Below are 19739 nucleotides of genomic sequence, written 5' to 3'. Positions count from 1 at the left end.
ATAGTACGATCTTCTTGACCTTCTTCTCGGAAAGCGTATCGTACAGCAATAAAAAACATTCTGATATTATGAAATAGCCTGCAGCTATCAGGCATCATAATCTCTCCTTCTTTCGAACAAGAGTACAGAGAAGGAGTTATATACAAAATTAAAAGTCTACTATGCTATTCTATCACTTTTCTCTACATAATCATATTCTCCGTAAAGACCTATTTTTCCTGCATTTTCATAATGATAGCCGCTTAATAAACATATCAATTTAGTTTATCTTTTAATTAACGTTCATTTAAGATCGTTATCGCAATTCCACTCAAAAAAGGTCATCCTCTAAAAAGAAGATGACCTTAAATATATTTGTCAATCTATAATGTTTCACGTGAAACATTATTTGATAAGTGGTGTTTTGGCAGGAATTCCCGCTTTTCGTGGGTACTTAGCAGGAGTGGCACCTGTCTTACGAATAATGACAATATGTCGCGCCGACTCTTCCACAGGCAAGCTGAACGACTCTACTTTACCAAGTTGAGCACGAAGCTCTTTTAAGCTGTACTTCGCCTCACTTAATTCTTCTGATGGATCGCTTCCCTTCATAGCAGCGAAAACTCCATCCTTACGTGTGAAAGGAAGACAAAACTCATTCAACAAGGATAATCTTGCCACCGCACGCGCAGTCACCAAATCATAGGCGTCACGATGCTTGAATTGCCGGGAAATATCCTCCGCACGACCATGAATCAATTGCACATCAGTTAATTTCAACGTAGTACAGACATGCTGCAGAAAAGAGATTCTTTTACTTAATGAATCAATGATCGTAAGTTTCAAATGTGGAAAACAAATCTTAAGCGGAATGCCTGGAAACCCTGCTCCCGAACCGATATCTGCCAAATTGTTTATCTCATTGATATTAAGGAAAAAGGCTAGAGAGATCGAATCATAAAAATGTTTGGTGTAAACCTGCTCACGCTCTGTTATTCCAGTGAGATTCATTTTTTCATTCCAGGATACGAGTTCCTTATAGTAAAGATCGAATTGCTCCAATTGTTCTGCTGTAAGTGTAATGCCTCTTTCTTGTAAAAGCTGTGTGAATTGAACTTCCGTATTATCCATAGATTATCCTTTCGCCGCGGTTACCCGGTTGTAATGCTCGAGATATACGAGGAGAATCGAAATGTCGGCAGGTGTGACTCCCGCAATCCGAGAGGCCTGCCCGATAGAGATTGGACGGATCTTAGTCAGCTTCTGCCGCGCTTCCATCGCTAATCCATGGATTTCATTATAATTAATGTCATCTGGAATTTTCTTCTTCTCCATCTTTTGCAAGCGCTCCACATGTTGGAGCTGTTTTTCAATATATCCGGCATATTTGATTTGGATTTCTACTTGCTCCTTCATTTCTGCATCCAGCATTTCCGGTGATGGCGAGACTTGATCTACGAAACTATATACAAGCTCTGGACGCCGCATCAAAACAAGCAAATTACTGCCGTCTACAATAGGTGCCGATTCATATTGCGCTAGTACATGGTTTACCTCAACAGGTTTAACCTTTGTCTCTTGCAGACGAACAATTTCACGCTCCACCCGTTCTTTTTTATCCGTGAAGTTATCGAAACGCTCCTGTGTAATCAAACCAATGTCGTAACCGATAGGTGTAAGTCTTAGATCTGCATTATCATGGCGAAGCAACAAACGATATTCTGCACGTGAAGTAAGCAGACGGTAAGGTTCATTAGTGCCCTTAGTCACCAGATCATCAATGAGTACACCAATGTATCCCTGTGAACGATCTAAGATTACGGGTTCTTTGTCTTGCACTTTGCGTGCTGCATTAATTCCAGCCATTACACCTTGGCCAGCTGCTTCTTCATAACCGGAAGTACCATTGATTTGTCCAGCAGTGAAAAGACCTGGTAAACGTTTAGTTTCAAGAGATGGCCATAGCTGTGTAGGAACCATTGCATCATATTCAATAGCATAGCCGTTACGCATCATCTCTACCTTTTCCATACCAGGGATGGAACGCAGAATCGCCAGCTGTACATCCTCAGGAAGACTAGTCGACAGACCTTGTACATAGTATTCCGATGTATTTTTTCCTTCTGGCTCTAAAAAGATCTGATGCTTAGATTTATCACTAAATCTTACTACTTTATCTTCAATAGATGGGCAATAACGTGGACCTGTTCCTTCAATAATACCCGTAAACATCGGCGCACGATGAAGGTTGTCATTAATAATCTGATGAGTAACCTCAGAGGTATAAGTTAACCAACAAGGAAGCTGTTCATTGTTGGATGATTTCGTTTCAAACGAAAAGAATTTAGGCTCATCGTCGCCGGGTTGAATTTCTGTCTTCGAGAAATCGATCGTATCGCGATGTACACGTGGTGGTGTACCTGTCTTAAAACGCACCAATTCAAAACCAAGCTCCCGCAAATTCTCAGATAGCTTCACTGATGGCTGTTGATTGTTAGGTCCACTCTCATATGTCAGTTCACCCATGATCACTTTACCACGCAGGTAAGTACCTGTAGTCAGGATAACAGTCTTACTATGGTATTCCGTTCCTGTCTTCGTAACTACACCCGCACAACGTCCATCCTCAACGATTAAACGCTCAACCATCCCTTGACGAAGCGTCAAATTAGGCGTTTTCTCCATCGTTTCCTTCATTGTATGTTGGTACAAGAACTTATCAGCTTGTGCACGCAATGCATGCACCGCAGGTCCCTTCCCTGTGTTAAGCATACGAAGCTGAATAAAAGTCTTATCTATATTACGGCCCATTTCTCCGCCTAGCGCATCAATCTCACGCACCACATGTCCTTTGGCAGGTCCGCCTATGGACGGATTGCAGGGCATGAATGCAACCATATCCAGGTTAATTGTGATCATCAACGTGCTGCAGCCCATTCGTGCTGACGCTAGAGCTGCTTCGCAACCGGCATGACCGGCGCCAATGACGATTACGTCATAGTTGCCTCCATCATAACTCATGTCCTGTTTCCCCCTAATGTTATATTAAAATGTAAAACCTATTTTCCTAAACAAAATTGTGAGAATATTTGATCTAACAACGAGTCCGCTGCCGTATCGCCTATAATTTCACCGAGTTGTTCCCATGCTAGCCGTACATCGATTTGAATCATATCAATTGGAATATACTGTTCCGCCGCATCGTATGCATCCTGTAGTGATTTATAGGCTTTTTTAAGCAGTGCAATATGTCTCACATTACTTACATATGTCAAGTCACCCGATTCCAGCTTTCCACCAAAAAAGAGTGTCGAAATGGCATCTTCAAGTTTGTCTAGACCTTCCTCTTCCAGAACGGACATCGGTACGATATTGGACTCCTCAAAGAACGAGAGCAACTTATCCTTATCCAGTTTGGGCGGTAAGTCCATTTTATTCATGATCACTAGGCATTGTCTACCGTGGATTTGTTCCATCAATGCCAATTCGTCCTCATGCAGCTCTTCGTTAGCATTTAGCACAAGTAGAATCAGATCCGCATCACTAACTGCCGCCTTGGAACGTTCTACGCCAATTTTCTCCACTACATCCATCGTTTCACGAATTCCCGCCGTATCAAGCAGCTTAAGCGGAATGTTGTTTATCGTTATATATTCTTCGATGACATCACGTGTTGTTCCGGGAATATCTGTTACAATCGCTTTGTTATCACGTGCTAACGCGTTTAATAGAGAAGATTTACCAACATTGGGACGACCAACTATAGCTGTCGTTATCCCCTCACGAAGAATTTTTCCTTCATTAGAAGTCTTAAGAAGCTTTGTGATTCCTTCCATCACTTCACTGCTTTTATCTTTAATAAATTCAGCTGTCATGGATTCTACATCATGCTCTGGATAATCTATATTCACTTCGATATGAGCCAGCATCTCAATAAGTGTATGGCGCAAAGCATGAATTCGATCCGACAAGGATCCACTAACCTGCTTTAAAGCCACAGAAAACGCACGATCCGACTTCGAGCGAATGAGATCAATAACTGCCTCAGCCTGTGATAAATCAATACGTCCACCCAAGAAAGCACGCTTGGTGAACTCACCCGGCTCGGCTAACCTTATCTCCTGCTGAAGAAGTAAATCCATCACCCTTCTTACAGAAATTACACCACCATGAGCACTGATCTCTACTACATCCTCGGTCGTAAAAGAACGTGGGCCTTTCATTACGGTTACAAGTACTTCTTCCATCTTCTCTCCGTTATCCGGACTAACGATATGCCCATAATGAACGGTATGCGATTCCGCTTCAGTTAACGGAACTCGGCTACGAAACAAAGGCGCCACTTGGGAAATAGCCTGAGGGCCACTTACCCGAATAATAGCAATTCCTCCCTCGCCTAATGCCGTCGATACGGCAGCAATGGTGTCACTAAGCATGCTGTTTTTCACCCCAAAACCTATATTTTTTTGATCATAAACGGTCTTATATTGTTAAAAAAGCAATGACCCCTTACATTGGTCAAGGAGTCATTGCATCATATAGTCTTTACTTCAAAGTTATAACGACGCGGCGATTTGGCTCTTCGCCCTTACTAAGAGTATTCACTTGCCGATGATCCTGTAATCTGGAGTGAATAATTTTCCGCTCCTGAGGTGACATCGGTTCCAGTACTACCTCTTTACGAGTCCGAATGACACGACTGGCTAAACGATCAGCCAGCTCTTCGAGAGTTTTTTTACGCCGCTCACGGAAGTTCTCCGCATCTAGCACAAGCCGTATAAAACTGTCGGAGTAACGATTAGCTACGATATTAGCCAAATACTGCAGAGCATCGAGAGTTTGTCCTCTTCTACCAATCAACAGTCCCAAATCTGGACCTGATATCTGCAGAATCGTGGATTCCTTAGTGTGGACGATTTCGACTTCCACTTCGAGCCCCATGCTCTTAGCGACATCCACAATGAAATGAACGGCTTCTTGGTAAGCTTCCTCCACCGGTTGTCCGGAATCTTGGCGTGGCACACCGCCGTTAGCCTCCTGTTTGCTCTCTCTTGTTGACTGCTGAGGCAGTGACGGAGCACTCGCCGCTGATGCCGGTGCGGCTTCGGCTATCAAGGTTAACTCAACCTTGGCACCTTTCGCACCGATCAATCTCAGGAATCCTCTTGATGGCTGCTCAAGTACGTTGACCGTTACCCGGTCCTTTTGAACTCCAAGCTGGGTTAGTCCCCGTTCTACAGCTTCTTCAATGGTTTTCCCTGTTGCGACGACTTTGCTCATTTTGACTTTTTGGCTCCCTTCGATGCTTTACTGCCGCCTTTACTCTTCACAGCAGTTGAGTCATCTGTACTTTTCACAGCACTTGCGATTGCCAATTTATGTTTATCGTTGTTGCGATATAAGAAATAGTTCTGAACAATAGTGTAAATGTTACTGTAAACCCAGTATAGCGGCAATGCTGCTGGGAAGTTGTAGGACATAACGAAAATCAGAACTGGATAGATCATCATCATGAACTGCATTGGCCCTTGTTGTTGCATCGGGTTCATTTTAGTCATCATTCTTGTTTGTATAAATGTTGTTAATGCTGCAAGCACTGGTAAGATAAACAGATGATCCGGCTTACCTAGCTCCAGCCATAAGAAGGAGTGCTCCCGTAGATGTGGATTATAGTAGATTGAGTTGTAGAGAGCGATAAAGATAGGCATTTGTACGATCAGCGGTAAACAACCCGCCATTGGATTAACCTTATTCTCTTGGAATAAACGCATCGTTTCTTGCTGCACCTTTTCAGGTGTGTCTTTATATTTTTTCTGGATCTTTTGGAGTTCCGGTTGAATGGCTTGCATTGCCCGCGAGCTCTTCACCTGTTTAATCGTAAGCGGAAGAATCAACGTGCGGACAATAATAACCATCACAAGTACGGCTAAACCATATTCTCCGTTAAACCAATCAGCAAACTTGTCCAAGGCAATGGCGAAATAATACACTACATTACTTTGCCAGAAGCCTCCATTCTTTAAATCCTCCGTAGTGTGCGTAACAGCAGCTGACGGAGCGCATCCCGACAGAACAGCTAACGACAACACCATCACTGTGATGAGGAGAAACCATTTTCCCCGTCTAGTCTTCATTAGAGACACTTCAAAACCCCTCTCTTGAACATTCCATTCCACCGTAAATCATACCATAATTATGAATACAAATAAACAAGCCTCTTATGCGTCCTTTATTTGCGGGAAGCCTTGAGTAGCTTGGCTTTGCGCAGTACATGCAGCACGCTTTTTTCGAGCTCTGCGTATTCCATGGAAAGCGCTCCTTTTCTTACGATAAACACCATATCGAGTCCACCTGCAATTTCAGGTTCATGATGACGAACGATTTCCTTCACCAATCTTCTCATTCGGTTACGGACAACCGCGTTTCCAACCTTTTTACTGACCGATACCCCAACTCTAAATCGCTCTACCTCTTTTTTGCTAAACCAATACACTACAAATTGATGATTCGCAAATGACTTCCCATGGCGATATACACGACTGAAGTCGGCACGGTTTCGTAATCGTAACTTTTTGTGCACGGGAATCTCCTTCATAAATCCGGTTAAAAGTATCCTTCCGAATTTTTTTCTTCTAATAGTATAGTCATTTGGATGTCGCCATAAACGACCGCGACTACAACGCTGAAATTTCCCTTCTATATTATAGAAAGAAAAATATTCTCAACTTCTCACAAAATAATTCTGTATATACGTTAAATAGCCCCGCAAAGTGTAGCTAGCGCATTAAGCGAGATCCTAGTCGTTTGCAGAGCAAATAATAATAAAAAGCAGTAAAAAAAGACCACCGGAGTGGTCCCTTAGTGGCCTAACTTACGCACTCAAAACTTTTCTGCCTTTCAAGCGGCGAGCTGCCAGCACTTTACGGCCGTTTTTCGTGCTCATTCTTTTACGGAAACCGTGAACCTTCTTGCGTTTGCTCACATTTGGTCTAAATGTCGGTCTCATAATTGCACCTCCCTTACAGGAACTTAATTACTGTCATATAAGCAGAAACGGTCTAAGCCGTCCTTATAGTAGGGACAGTATCTACATGAATCATCATTTAATTATCGAGACATATCCTTACAGAAAACACCTTTATATATTTAAACATATTTTATGCGCAAAAGTCAACCTACTGCTGGCTCCAGACCCTCCCTCTAATTCAAGCCGCTTATCCACAACTCCCATTAGAAAAAAAGTAATCCACAAGATATGACAGTTATCCACCTGTGATCAAAAAATAAAGTCGACTACTCACAGATGAGCACAACCTGTGTATAAAACTATCGAAGCTTTGGCGTAAAGTGTCGAACCGTAAACAAATTATCAACAATATGTAGTGGTGTTCCTAATAATTGTACACAAGTGCTTGAATTTGTGGATAAAATAGCCCTGCTCATTGAAAAATAAGGGGCGTTTTGCTATGATGGTATTACTTTTGAATGTGAATAGATTTGTTTGTTCTCTTAATTATCAACAAGCTGTGGATAAAGTTGTGAACAAATCAAATTTATCCATATTTTTTTGTCTCTTCATATTGCCTACTGGGGATAAATATCAGCACCAACCTATTTTCTTCGACATTTCCACTTCATGGCTGATGCCACATTTGGAAGATTTAAAGGAGTGACAGTCTGTGGACAGCCATACTTCCGAATTATGGCAGCAAATTTTATCGATTATTCAAACCAAATTAAGCAAGCCGAGCTTTGATACCTGGTTTAAGGCTACTAAAGCAATAACCTTCAACTCCCAGGTTCTCATTATCTCGGCACCTACAACGTTCGCAGTAGAATGGCTGGAAAGTCGCTACACCAAACTAGTAGGAGCAACGGTCTACGAAGTCACTGGGAAACAAGTGGATGTAAAATTCGTGATTGAAGAAAGCAAGCCGCCTGAGCTTGTGGTTCAACAATCCGCTCCCACTCCCGTAGTATCACGAGAAGAAGCGCAAACGCATCTACTCAATCCCAAGTACACTTTTGACACTTTTGTAATCGGCTCCGGCAACCGTTTTGCGCATGCAGCCTCACTGGCAGTAGCCGAAGCACCGGCCAAAGCATACAATCCCTTGTTTTTATATGGTGGTGTAGGTCTGGGCAAAACCCATTTAATGCATGCCATTGGGCACTATGTTTTAGAACATAACCCGAATAACAAGGTTATTTACATCTCATCAGAGAAATTCACGAATGAATTTATCAATTCAATCCGTGATAACCGCGGTGAAAGCTTCCGCAATAAGTATCGTAACGTTGACATTTTGCTTATTGACGATATTCAATTCCTCGCTGGAAAAGAGTCCACGCAGGAGGAGTTTTTTCATACGTTCAATGCGCTCCACGAAGAACGCAAGCAAATTATCATCTCCAGCGACCGACCGCCAAAGGAAATTCCCACACTGGAAGAACGGCTACGTTCCCGGTTCGAGTGGGGCTTGATTACGGATATTCAACCACCCGATCTAGAAACCCGGATTGCGATTTTGCGCAAAAAGGCGAAGGCAGAGAACCTTGATATCCCTAATGAGGCCATGATGTATATTGCTAACCAGATTGACACCAATATTCGTGAGCTGGAGGGTGCATTAATCCGGGTTGTTGCTTACTCATCGCTAACTAACCAGGATGTAACCACTCATTTGGCAGCTGAAGCACTCAAGGATATTATTCCTTCCAGCCGGCCTAAGATGATTACCATCGCTGATATTCAGCAAAAAGTCGGTGAATACTACAATTTACGCCTTGAAGACTTCAAAGCGCGAAAACGTACGAAAGCCGTAGCTTTTCCACGTCAAATCGCAATGTATCTCTCCCGTGAACTAACCGATTATTCGCTCCCTAAGATTGGTGAGGCATTCGGAGGACGTGACCATACGACCGTAATTCATGCACATGATAAAATTACACAGTCATTAAAGGTCGATCAGGAGTTGTACAAAGTGGTAAATAATCTTGCGGAGAAAATTAAAAATCCTTCCTAAGAGGAACAAAGAGCCTATACACAATCTATACACATGTGGGTAGGCTTAATTTTATGCTATTTGATAGGGTTATCCACATATTAGACGCCCCTACTACTAATACTATTAAATAACTATAATAATTCATCATGTAAAGACGCGTAATAAAGAGATTCCAATACAACGAAATTCCCAATTTTTCAGCTAGGAGTGAAATCATGAAAATAAGCATTCTTAAAAATGAACTCAACGAATCCATTCAACACGTATCCAAAGCTATCTCCAGTAGAACAACCATCCCTATTCTGACCGGTATTAAGCTGGAAGTTAGCCATCAAGGCGTAACATTAACTGCAAGCGACACCGATATTTCGATTCAATCGTTTATTCCAGCAGAGAATGACAGCCATACGATCGTGAAGATAGATCAGCCAGGAAGTGTTGTTCTTCCCGCTAAATTTTTCGTCGAGATTATTAAGAAGCTGCCCTCCAAAGAGATTCACATGGAAGTTAAAGAAGGATTCCAAACGTATATTTCTTCTGGATCCACTGAGATTCAGATCGTAGGTTTAGACCCTGAAGAATTCCCGGTGCTACCGAGTATTGAGGAGAACGATACCATCTCCCTGCCAGGTGATTTGCTGAAAAATATGATTAAACAAACCGCTTTTTCTATTTCTACCCAAGAGACAACTCCGATTTTAACAGGTATACTGTGGAATCTGGCTGATAATGAGTTTAAGTTTACAGCGACAGACCGTCACCGCTTAGCTACAAGAGCAGCAAGACTAGAAGGTACGGAGAATGTCCAATTTGCAAATATCGTAATCGCCGGTAAAACCCTTAATGAGCTAAGCAAAATTATTCCTGATCAAAATATGCTCGTTGATATTGTGGTTGCGGACAATCAAGTTCTCTTTAAAATCGACAAAGTACTGTTCTATTCACGGATCCTTGATGGAATTTATCCGGATACTTCTAGAATTATTCCAACAACCTACAAAACAGAACTAACTTTGGACACAAAAAAATTAAGCGAATCGATTGATCGCGCTTATTTGCTGTCCCGCGAAGAAAAAACCAATATTGTGCGCATGCAGACGCTCGAGCAAGGTGGTATTGAAATTTCTTCTAGCTCTTCTGAGCTTGGTAAAGTTCGTGAAGAACTTGAAGTCATTGATTTCAAAGGTGAACCGCTCAAAATATCATTCAACTCCAAATATATGCTCGATGTCCTAAAAGTTATTGAGAGTGAGCAGCTTGTAATAGCATTTACAGGAATGATGAGTCCGATCATTTTGAAGCCGCTCGATCAAACCAATAGCTTGTATATTATTTTGCCTTACCGTACAACAAATTAATGCCAACATTCATGAACATGTGGATAAGTGGCTGAAAGGATAAAAACCATGAAAAAAATACTTATCCACAGTGGATATATTAAGCTGGATCAATTTCTGAAACTTTCTGATTGTGTATCCACAGGTGGAATGGCTAAAGCTTTGCTGCAAGAAGGACATGTACTTGTTAACGGAGAAGTAGAGGAACGGCGCGGAAGGAAACTTTATCCGGGTGATCAAATTGAAGTGCAGGATAACGGCACATTTCAGGTTGAAGGCGGAGGAGTCAAAGAGGAGTAGGCTAGGGGAGGAACCATTTCGTGTTTGTTAAAAATATCGGTCTGCAGCATTATCGGAATTACGGGCTGCTGCGTCTGGAGAGCTTGGGCGATGTGAACCTGATTCTGGGTCAGAACGCCCAAGGCAAAACAAACCTCATGGAGGCATTGTTCGTCCTGGCGATGACCAAAAGCCACCGCACCTCGAAGGATCGCGAACTTATCTCATTCGATGCCCCTGGAGACGCTGCTCAGATCATTGCCGAGGTAGAACGTAAGTACGGCGATCTCAAGCTAGAGCTCACCCTATCTGCCAAAGGTAAAAAAGCTAAGATTAACGGTCTAGAACAACGACGTCTTAGTGAGTTTGTGGGATCACTCAATGTGGTCATGTTTGCACCGGAAGATTTAGAGATAGTCAAAGGCACACCTGGCATCAGACGGCGTTTTCTCGATATGGAGATTGGCCAAGTCCAGCCCAGTTATCTATTTCACCTGCAGCAGTATCAAAAGATTCTCTTACAAAGGGGCAATTTGCTGAAGCAGTTGTGGGGGAAAGAGGCAGCGGGAAAAGACCTTTTGGAAATCTGGGATGCTCAACTTGTGGAGCACGGTGTTAAAATCGTAAAAAAAAGGAAACAATTCATAAAGAAGCTGCAAATATGGGCTGAAAGCATACACCGGGGGATTACGAACGGCGGAGAAGAACTGAAATTGCTCTATGTCCCCTCTTTCGGCGATCGGGATGAGGAAGATGAAGCTGTCTTATTAGACAATTTTATGTTAAAGTTATCACAAACGAGAGAACAAGAAATCAGGCGCGGCATGACGCTGACGGGTCCCCATCGGGATGACCTGTCCTTTTTTATCAACGGAAGGGAAGCTCAGGTCTACGGTTCTCAGGGACAGCAGCGTACAACGGCTTTATCGCTCAAGCTGGCGGAAATCGAGCTGATCCATGAAGAAATCGGAGAATATCCTGTGCTGCTTCTTGATGATGTTTTATCCGAGCTTGATCCTTACCGACAGACCCAGCTTATTGAAACCTTTCAAAGCAAGGTACAGACATTCATTACCGCTACCGGGATTGAGGGTCTGAATGCCGATAAATTAAAGGGCGCCAGCCTATATCATGTTCATGATGGAAAAGTGGAGTTATAAAGAGCGGAGGAAGATCATGTATATTCATTTGGGCGGGGAGAAGATTATTCGCTCTTCGGAGTTAATTGCAATATTTGATATTTCGATTGAGAAATCTTCCAAGGTGTCTAAGCAATTCGTCATTCACTCTGAGCAGGACAAGAAGCTTGAGCGGATTGGTGAAGAGGAAGCAAAATCTATTGTCGTAACTAAAAATATCGTGTATTACTCCCCCATTTCCTCCTCCACTCTCAAAAAAAGAGCCAAAATTTTGCTCGAAATATAACTTGCGTTTAGTAACAAAGAGATAATCTGAAAGAAGTAGGTGAAGGCATGTCAATGAATCAACCGACATATGATGAGAGCCAGATTCAGGTACTGGAAGGGCTAGAAGCTGTCCGGAAACGTCCGGGCATGTATATTGGTTCCACTAGTTCTAAAGGTCTCCATCACTTGGTGTGGGAGGTCGTAGATAATAGTATCGATGAAGCCCTAGCAGGTTATTGTGACCGGATTCAAGTGATTATTCATGAGGATAACGGGATTACTGTTATCGATAATGGACGTGGCATACCTGTAGGTGAAAATGAAAAACTTAAAAAGTCGACGCTTGAAGTTGTAATGACAGTACTGCATGCAGGCGGTAAATTCGGCGGCGGCGGATATAAAGTATCAGGCGGCTTACACGGTGTGGGTATCTCCGTAGTAAATGCCTTGTCTGAGAAGGTTGTTGTTAATGTTAAGCGTGATGGGCATATTTATCAGCAGGAATACAGACGTGGTGCACCACAGTATGAGATCAAAGTTGTTGGAGATACGGACGAGACAGGTACGACTACAACTTTTCATCCGGACCCTGAAATCTTTACTGAAACCACGGTCTTTGAATATGCGACACTGCTTACTCGTATTCGAGAGCTAGCTTTTCTTAACAAAGGAATTGAGCTTTCACTGCATGATGAGCGGACCGATGTCACCAACGTGTTCAAATATGAGGGTGGTATCGTTGAATATGTGAAATATCTGAATGAGAAAAAAGAAGCGCTGCACGAGGAACCAATCTACGTGGAAGGCTCACGGGATATGATTCAGGTTGAAGTAGCTCTCCAATATAATGATTCGTATACAGAGAACATCTACTCTTTTGCGAATAATATTAATACCCATGAGGGCGGAACGCATGAATCCGGCTTCAAAAGTGCTTTAACACGTATTATCAACGATTACGCCCGTAAAGCGGGTGTGCTGAAGGATGGTAATTCAAATCTGACTGGCGACGACGTGCGTGAAGGATTGACAGCCATTATTTCTGTCAAAATTCCAGAGCCTCAGTTCGAAGGTCAAACGAAGACTAAGCTCGGAAATAGTGAAGTTCGTGGAATAGTAGAATCACTGTTCGGAGAGAAGTTGCAGGAATTCCTGGAAGAGAATCCGGCAGTATCACGCCGTGTCCTTGAGAAGTCGCTTTCAGCTTCACGTGCACGAGAAGCTGCTCGTAAAGCTCGTGAGTTAACCCGCCGTAAGAGTGCGCTTGAAGTCAGTGCACTACCTGGTAAACTTGCGGACTGTTCATCCAAGGATGCGTCTATCAGCGAACTGTATATCGTCGAAGGTGACTCTGCGGGTGGATCGGCCAAGCAGGGCCGGGATCGTCATTTCCAAGCGATTCTACCGCTGCGTGGTAAGATTCTAAACGTAGAAAAGGCACGCTTAGACCGTATTTTATCCAACGCCGAGATCCGGGCTATTATTACTGCTCTTGGTACAGGAATCAGTGATGATTTTGACCTATCGAAGGCTCGTTACCATAAAGTCGTTATTATGACGGATGCCGACGTCGATGGAGCTCATATTAGAACTCTGTTGTTAACATTCTTCTACCGTTACATGCGGAAGCTAGTAGATGCAGGTTATATCTATATCGCACAACCGCCATTGTTCAAGATAGAACGCAACAAAGTGATCCGTTATGCAGGTAGCGAGAAGGAACGTGATGAGATTATTGCCTCTTTTGGTGAGAATGTTAAGGTCAATGTTCAGCGCTACAAAGGTTTGGGTGAAATGAATGCTACCCAGCTGTGGGACACGACGATGGATCCTGAGGCTCGTATGATGCTACAAGTAACGATTGAAGATGCGATGCTCGCTGATAGTATCTTTGATACGCTGATGGGCGATAATGTTGAACCAAGACGTGACTTTATCCATGAGCATGCGAAGAGCGTCAGATACCTTGATGTGTAACAATTACATTCAAGCATAAACGCCTTCGGCGTCCTTATAAGGACGATAAGCTTTTAACGAGAAATATAAGACATATAGTATGGTGTAAAACTTATACTTTCTTATATTTTAATAAAACCTCCGGCTTCTGTTCCTAACGGAATGAGAATGCTGGAGGTTTTTTTGGTTTCAGAGCTGATTTTTTAGGCTTTAGTATATTGCCTATTGCGGGTAGTATATGGGGATTTTCTAGCTTTTACACGTCCGTATGCTACAGCATAGCGGTGTATTCTACGATAGATAGATTTATCAGGAAATAACTTGAATACAACAATGGATGGAAGCGTGTTGACCTCAAGCAGCCACATATCCATATGCTGATCCATGGCAATATCCAGACCAATTTCTTTAATTCCTGGATAGGTGGTTTCCAATTGGCCTGCAATTTGTACGCCTAAGGATTTTAATTGATTAATCGTGGAGAGTGTTTCAGAAGAGTTCATATGATTTTTTAATAATGTATTTACTGACAGAATACTGCCTCCACTATGATAATTGGTGACGATTTTCTGAGGGGCAGCTACCCTTCCGAGCATTCCTGTTGTTTCCCATGCACCTGATGGAGTCTTTTGGGCAAGAACTCGAAGGTCGAAGGGACGATCTTGATGACGCAGGAGATCAATTCCTTTTTGGACGAGGTAGGTACGGTTCTGAATTCGTTTCTGTAAGGCCTCATGCAGCTCTTCGGGGGAGAAAAAAACTTCTGCCGTCTTTGCATATCTTAAAATATATAGGACCTGTGCTTCTTGCTGTTCTCTCTCCTCGTTATTGGCGGTGACAGTCATTTCAGTCTTCTGCTGGCTAGGACTTAAAATCACCGTACGCTGCTCAGCTCTCATTACACCAATACCAAAGCTTCCGCGATCAGGTTTTATATAGACCATGGCATATAACGCAAGCATTTCTTTAAGAACATTTAAATCATATTTACGAGTATCAGGCACATATAGAGATAGAGATTGATTTTGAAGGATAACTTTTGTTTTAGCCCATTTACTTGGGACTCGTTGAATCTTCATTATCTTCCTCCTTAACAATTTTGTGCAGCATTTGCTCTTTGGAATTCCCTTGTACAAAACTTGCTGTGGAAGCATAATCTTTGGCAGCTGAAAATCAGGACAAGCTACCTAAACAATGGTATAATATAAGGATATGGGGTTATGCCTTATCGAACGATACTAGGATAATAAAACCGTGTTTCTTGTCTTTACAGTCTATGTACTAAAGACATTTGCGGAAAGGGCGAATACCCTAATCAGCGCAAAAGAAATCAATATTAGAAGATAAAAGGCTATCATGTTTAATTGTGCTACTTTTGTGAAAGTAATATAATTAAGGGTAGCGGTTTTTTAACTGAAGGAGGTCCAGCAACTCATGGCTGAACAAAATAACCCACAAGTCAAAGATCGGGACATTGGCGTGGAAATGCGTGAATCCTTTATGGATTACGCAATGAGCATCATTGTTAGCCGGGCTTTGCCAGATGTGCGGGACGGACTCAAGCCGGTTCACCGACGCATTTTGTTTGCGATGTCGGAACTTGGAATGTCTGCGGATAAGCCTCATAAGAAATCGGCAAGAATCGTCGGTGAGGTTATCGGTAAGTACCACCCTCACGGTGACTCAGCCGTCTATGAAACAATGGTACGGATGGCTCAGGATTTCTCTATGCGCTATATGCTTGTGGACGGTCACGGGAACTTTGGTTCGATTGATGGTGATATGGCTGCAGCGATGCGTTATACAGAAGCCCGTCTTTCCAAGATTGCAGGCGAAATGCTTCGAGATTTGAACAAAGAAACAGTTGATTTCGCACCCAACTATGATGGTGAAGAGAATGAGCCAGTTGTATTACCAGCTCGCTATCCGAACCTGCTCGTTAATGGGGTATCTGGTATAGCTGTAGGTATGGCTACTAATATTCCACCGCATAACCTAGGTGAAGTTATCGATGGTGTGCAGGCGATGATTAAGAATCCTGATATCACACCTATGGAATTGATGGAGTATATCCAAGGCCCAGATTTCCCAACGGCTGGATATATTTTGGGTCGTGAGGGTATTCGTCAGGCTTATCGTACGGGGCGTGGTTCAGTGACCATGCGTGCAAAGGCAACGATTGAAGAGAATAACGGTAAGGCTCGCATCATTGTACATGAGCTGCCGTATCAGGTGAACAAGGCAAGACTGGTTGAGAAAATCGCAGAATTAGTACGTGAGAAACGGATCGAGGGTATAACGGATCTTCGAGATGAGTCTGACCGTAACGGTATGCGTGTAGTTGTTGAGATGAGACGTGATGTGAATCCAAATGTTGTGTTGAACAATCTATATAAACATACTTCTATGCAATCTACATTTGGTATCAACATGCTGGCCATCGTGAACAACGAGCCGAAAATTCTTAATCTGCGTGATGTGCTCTATCATTATTTGCAGCACCAGATTGAAGTTATTCGTCGTCGTACTATATTTGATCTTAAAAAAGCTGAAGCACGCGCTCATATCTTAGAAGGTCTGCGTATTGCGCTGGATCATCTGGATGAAGTGATTGCGTTAATTCGCGCTTCTCGGACAACGGATATAGCCCGCGAGGGATTAATGAGCACCTTTAGCCTCAGTGTAGAGCAGGCTCAAGCGATCCTCGATATGCGGATGCAGCGTCTGACCGGTCTGGAAAGAGAAAAGATCGAGAATGAATATAACGAATTGCTAGCTAAAATTGCAGAGTACCGTGAAATCTTGGCGAATGAGCATCTTGTACTGGAAATCATCAGTAACGAGCTGCAGGATATTCGTGATAGATATTCTGATGAACGCCGGACAGAGATTACCGTTGGTGAAGAAAGTATCCTGGATGAAGACCTTATTCCGCGTGAAGAGGTTGTTATCACTATTACACATACGGGATACATCAAACGTCTACCTGTCAGCACCTACCGCAGTCAGAAGCGTGGAGGGCGCGGAGTCATGGGGATGGACACCAAGGATCAGGACTTTGTGGAGCATCTCTTCGTGAGTAACTCTCATAACTATCTGATGTTCTTTACCGATAAGGGTAAGGTGTACCGGATTAAAGCTTATGAGATCCCAGAGCTGGGACGTACAGCACGTGGGACACCAATCATCAACCTGATTCAAATTGAACAAGGTGAGAAGATTAGTGCCGTAATCCAAGTGGAAGAAACCGATAGTGACAAGTACTTGTTCTTTGCTACCCGCGAAGGTATCGTGAAGAAGACGCCACTTGAGGATTACAATAACATCCGCAAAGGCGGACTTATCGCTATTAACCTTCGTGAAGAGGATTCTCTAATTGAGGTTAAGCTGACAGATGGACAGCAAAATCTTATTATCGGTACAGCTCGCGGAATGTCGATTACGTTCTCAGAGAATGATGTTCGTTCTATGGGTCGTAGCGCGACAGGCGTGAAGGGCATTACGCTTGATAGTAATGACCATGTCATCGGTATGGATTGTGTCGATAAGGAGCTTGAGGTTCTGATTGTTACTAGCAAGGGTTATGGTAAACGGACACCAGCCGGTGACTATCGTTCCCAGACTCGTGGTGGTAAAGGAATCAAGACCATTAATCTCACTGAGAAGAATGGCCCTGTAGTTGGTCTAAAAGTCGTTAAGAACGATGAAGACTTAATGATCATTACTACAAGCGGTACCTTGATTCGTACCAGCATGGATGGAATCTCTACTATGGGTCGTTATGCGCAAGGGGTTAAGCTAATTAACATCCGCGAGGATGATGCAGTGGCTACTCTGTGCAGAGCAGATAAGAACGAAGAGGACGAATTGTCTGAAGATATGGAAGGCCTCGAGGAACAAGTAACAGTAGATGAATCTGGTGATATTGATCAACCGGAAACAATCGCTGAGGATCAAGAAGATAACTTAGAGTAGGTTTTATTCAATAAAGAGCAAGGGCTTCTATTACAGAGACCCTTGCTCTTTTTGCTGTGATTAATTAATAGCTAGTTATTTAATGAAATTTAATGAGAATTTTTATAAGAATAGTTTTCATTTCACTAGTCGCTTCCTTTTATCCGTACTATAATTAGCCGATAGAGTATAAATCAGTATATAAAGTACTATTTTCTCAGAAATTATCTGTCATATTAGATTTCGGTAATCCTGAGCTTATTGTTATAGAAATTAAGGGGCTGAGTATATGCCAAGTGTATTGGCTGGAGAAGTTAAAGCGGGCTCAAAAATAACCAAAGATGTAATTACACCTTTGGGGGGAATTTTGTTCACCAAGGGAAAGATACTACTCCCCCGTGATCTAGAAATTTTAGAAGCTTTTTTGGTTGGGCAAGTGGAGATCGAAGGTGTTCAGGGAGAGGCCAACTCTGATGCTGTCAAAAAAAACGCCAAGCAGACAGCACTTAAAGCTGGAGCGATTATAAATGAATCGATGCTGATCAAGAACAATTCCCCACTACATGATGAATATGAAAAAATGATCGCACTTATTAGGACCAGCTATCGTTCGGTAACGGCAGCCTCACTTCCTATTTTTGAGTTGCGGAGTCAATTAGAGTTACTAATTAGTCATTTGAAGGATTATCATGTGTTGAAGTTTTCTCCACGTACGCTAAAAGACGAGGATTACAACTATCACAATGCCGTGCTGTCCGCGTTAACATCATATAAGATTGCTCAATGGTGCGGGTATCCGCAAAAGGATTGGATGCAGATCGCTTTTGCCGGATTGCTACATGACATCGGAAACGCAAAAGTAGATAGTTCTCTTTTACATAAGCCGGAGTCACTTAATAGTGCTGAAATAGAAGAGGTTCGCAGACATACTACATATGGCTATCAATTATTGCGTAATGTTACAGCAATTAATGAAGGGGTAAGACTAACGGCATTGCAGCATCATGAGAAGGTTGACGGGTCTGGATACCCACTTAAGCTAGAAGGTAGCCAGATTCATTTTTACGCTAAAGTAGTTGCGGTAGCAGATATATTCCATGCTATGACTCTAGAAAGGGCCTATAGAAAAGCACAGTCTCCTTATTTAGTGTTAGAGCAGATAATGACAGAAAGCTTCGGTAAGCTCGACCCAGTCGTTGTACAGACCTTTATACAGAAGAGTACCGATTTGTTTAATGGAACCAGAATACGTCTAAGCGATGGACGTCATGGAGAGATCATATTTACTGACCGTGCTAATCCAACACGTCCTATGATTAAGGTAGAGGGTACGATTGTTAACCTAATGTTGGAGCGAGATTTGTATATTCAGGAGATCATTGCTTAGAGAAGGAAATATTAAGAGACTGCATAACTGAGACTGTGCTAACAGGTATATACCAATATATTAAGGGTGATTGATAGCACAGTCTCTTATTTATAGATTATATTAAAAAAAGTGTTGCAATGAATCTCTATACATGATATATTCTAAGTCCGGCCAAGAAATACACATGCCGAGCTCGAAAAAGAAGTTAAAAAAAGAGCTTGACATTAAATAGCCGAACATGATATAGTATAAGAGTTGCTGCTGAGACATTAAACGGCGCCAACGAGAACTTGATCTTTGAAAACTGAACAACGAGTGAGTGGGAAATCACGAAAGTGATATCCGAAATTAGAGAATTAATTTTCTCGTCAGATGTTTCAAAATGAGCATATCGCTCTTTTCAATACTAATTGGAGAGTTTGATCCTGGCTCAGGACGAACGCTGGCGGCG

General features: G+C 42.6%; 16 protein-coding genes. 8 read left to right on the top strand and 8 right to left on the bottom strand.

Annotated elements, in window-relative coordinates; genetic code table 11:
* Positions 1 to 384: 384 nt before the first annotated feature.
* The 7 genes from rsmG to rpmH form a co-directional block, all read right to left on the bottom strand.
* A complete protein-coding gene (gene rsmG / locus PAENI_RS08105) occupies positions 385 to 1110 on the bottom strand; it encodes a 16S rRNA (guanine(527)-N(7))-methyltransferase RsmG (RefSeq protein ID WP_149644926.1) in 726 nt (241 codons plus the stop codon).
* 3 nt (positions 1111 to 1113) lie between these two features.
* On the bottom strand, positions 1114 to 3000 hold the full coding sequence (gene mnmG / locus PAENI_RS08100) for a tRNA uridine-5-carboxymethylaminomethyl(34) synthesis enzyme MnmG (protein ID WP_042193060.1): 1887 nt from the start codon (positions 2998 to 3000) through the stop codon (positions 1114 to 1116).
* Between the two features lie 38 nt (positions 3001 to 3038).
* Positions 3039 to 4415 carry a tRNA uridine-5-carboxymethylaminomethyl(34) synthesis GTPase MnmE gene (gene mnmE, locus PAENI_RS08095; RefSeq protein WP_042193063.1) on the bottom strand — a complete coding sequence of 459 codons (1377 nt, stop codon included), beginning with the start codon at positions 4413 to 4415 and terminating at the stop codon, positions 3039 to 3041.
* A gap of 109 nt (positions 4416 to 4524) precedes the next feature.
* Entirely contained in the window at positions 4525 to 5259 is a 735-nt protein-coding gene (jag, locus tag PAENI_RS08090) for an RNA-binding cell elongation regulator Jag/EloR (protein ID WP_149644925.1), read from the bottom strand.
* Positions 5256 to 6122: a YidC/Oxa1 family membrane protein insertase gene (locus PAENI_RS08085; RefSeq protein WP_042193068.1), complete on the bottom strand. Its 867-nt coding sequence runs from the start codon at positions 6120 to 6122 to the stop codon at positions 5256 to 5258. The genes jag and PAENI_RS08085 overlap by 4 nt, the downstream gene beginning before the upstream one ends.
* 86 nt (positions 6123 to 6208) lie before the next feature.
* A complete protein-coding gene (rnpA, locus tag PAENI_RS08080) occupies positions 6209 to 6559 on the bottom strand; it encodes a ribonuclease P protein component (RefSeq protein ID WP_042193070.1) in 351 nt (116 codons plus the stop codon).
* A 291-nt stretch (positions 6560 to 6850) separates the two neighbouring features.
* On the bottom strand, positions 6851 to 6985 hold the full coding sequence (rpmH, locus tag PAENI_RS08075; protein ID WP_039295761.1) for a 50S ribosomal protein L34: 135 nt from the start codon (positions 6983 to 6985) through the stop codon (positions 6851 to 6853).
* A 673-nt stretch (positions 6986 to 7658) separates the two neighbouring features.
* Here rpmH and dnaA point away from each other — a divergent pair.
* The 6 genes from dnaA (at position 7659) to gyrB (ending at position 13986) form a co-directional block, all read left to right on the top strand.
* Entirely contained in the window at positions 7659 to 9005 is a 1347-nt protein-coding gene (gene dnaA / locus PAENI_RS08070; protein WP_042183777.1) for a chromosomal replication initiator protein DnaA, read from the top strand.
* A 197-nt stretch (positions 9006 to 9202) separates the two neighbouring features.
* On the top strand, positions 9203 to 10345 hold the full coding sequence (gene dnaN, locus PAENI_RS08065) for a DNA polymerase III subunit beta (protein WP_042123045.1): 1143 nt from the start codon (positions 9203 to 9205) through the stop codon (positions 10343 to 10345).
* Positions 10346 to 10393: 48 nt separating this feature from the next.
* Positions 10394 to 10624, top strand: a complete 231-nt coding sequence (gene yaaA / locus PAENI_RS08060; RefSeq protein ID WP_042123047.1) for a S4 domain-containing protein YaaA — start codon at positions 10394 to 10396, stop codon at positions 10622 to 10624.
* Between the two features lie 20 nt (positions 10625 to 10644).
* Positions 10645 to 11763 (top strand): DNA replication/repair protein RecF, encoded by a 1119-nt coding sequence (gene recF / locus PAENI_RS08055; protein ID WP_042123050.1) that lies wholly within the window; start codon positions 10645 to 10647, stop codon positions 11761 to 11763.
* A gap of 16 nt (positions 11764 to 11779) precedes the next feature.
* The gene (gene remB, locus PAENI_RS08050) at positions 11780 to 12028 is read left to right on the top strand and encodes an extracellular matrix regulator RemB (RefSeq protein WP_036677731.1); all 249 of its coding nucleotides are present in this window, start codon (positions 11780 to 11782) and stop codon (positions 12026 to 12028) included.
* 47 nt (positions 12029 to 12075) lie between these two features.
* Complete coding sequence (gyrB, locus tag PAENI_RS08045; RefSeq protein ID WP_149644924.1) at positions 12076 to 13986, top strand: DNA topoisomerase (ATP-hydrolyzing) subunit B; 1911 nt, start codon at positions 12076 to 12078, stop codon at positions 13984 to 13986.
* Positions 13987 to 14168: 182 nt separating this feature from the next.
* Here gyrB and PAENI_RS08040 read toward each other — a convergent pair whose 3' ends face one another.
* Complete coding sequence (locus PAENI_RS08040) at positions 14169 to 15044, bottom strand: YheC/YheD family protein (protein ID WP_149644923.1); 876 nt, start codon at positions 15042 to 15044, stop codon at positions 14169 to 14171.
* A gap of 355 nt (positions 15045 to 15399) precedes the next feature.
* Here PAENI_RS08040 and gyrA point away from each other — a divergent pair, with 355 nt between their 5' ends.
* Both gyrA and PAENI_RS08030 read left to right on the top strand, forming a co-directional pair.
* Entirely contained in the window at positions 15400 to 17940 is a 2541-nt protein-coding gene (gene gyrA, locus PAENI_RS08035; RefSeq protein ID WP_042183783.1) for a DNA gyrase subunit A, read from the top strand.
* 268 nt (positions 17941 to 18208) lie between these two features.
* Positions 18209 to 19306, top strand: coding sequence for an HD-GYP domain-containing protein (locus tag PAENI_RS08030; RefSeq protein WP_076285065.1), 1098 nt, complete (start codon positions 18209 to 18211; stop codon positions 19304 to 19306).
* Positions 19307 to 19739: the final 433 nt, after the last annotated feature.

The sequence above is a fragment of the Paenibacillus sp. B2(2019) genome (genome assembly GCF_008370385.1).
Taxonomy (GTDB): domain Bacteria; phylum Bacillota; class Bacilli; order Paenibacillales; family Paenibacillaceae; genus Paenibacillus_AQ.
The sequence above is the reverse complement of the archived record's forward strand: the minus strand, read 5'-3'. Positions and strand labels throughout refer to the sequence as shown.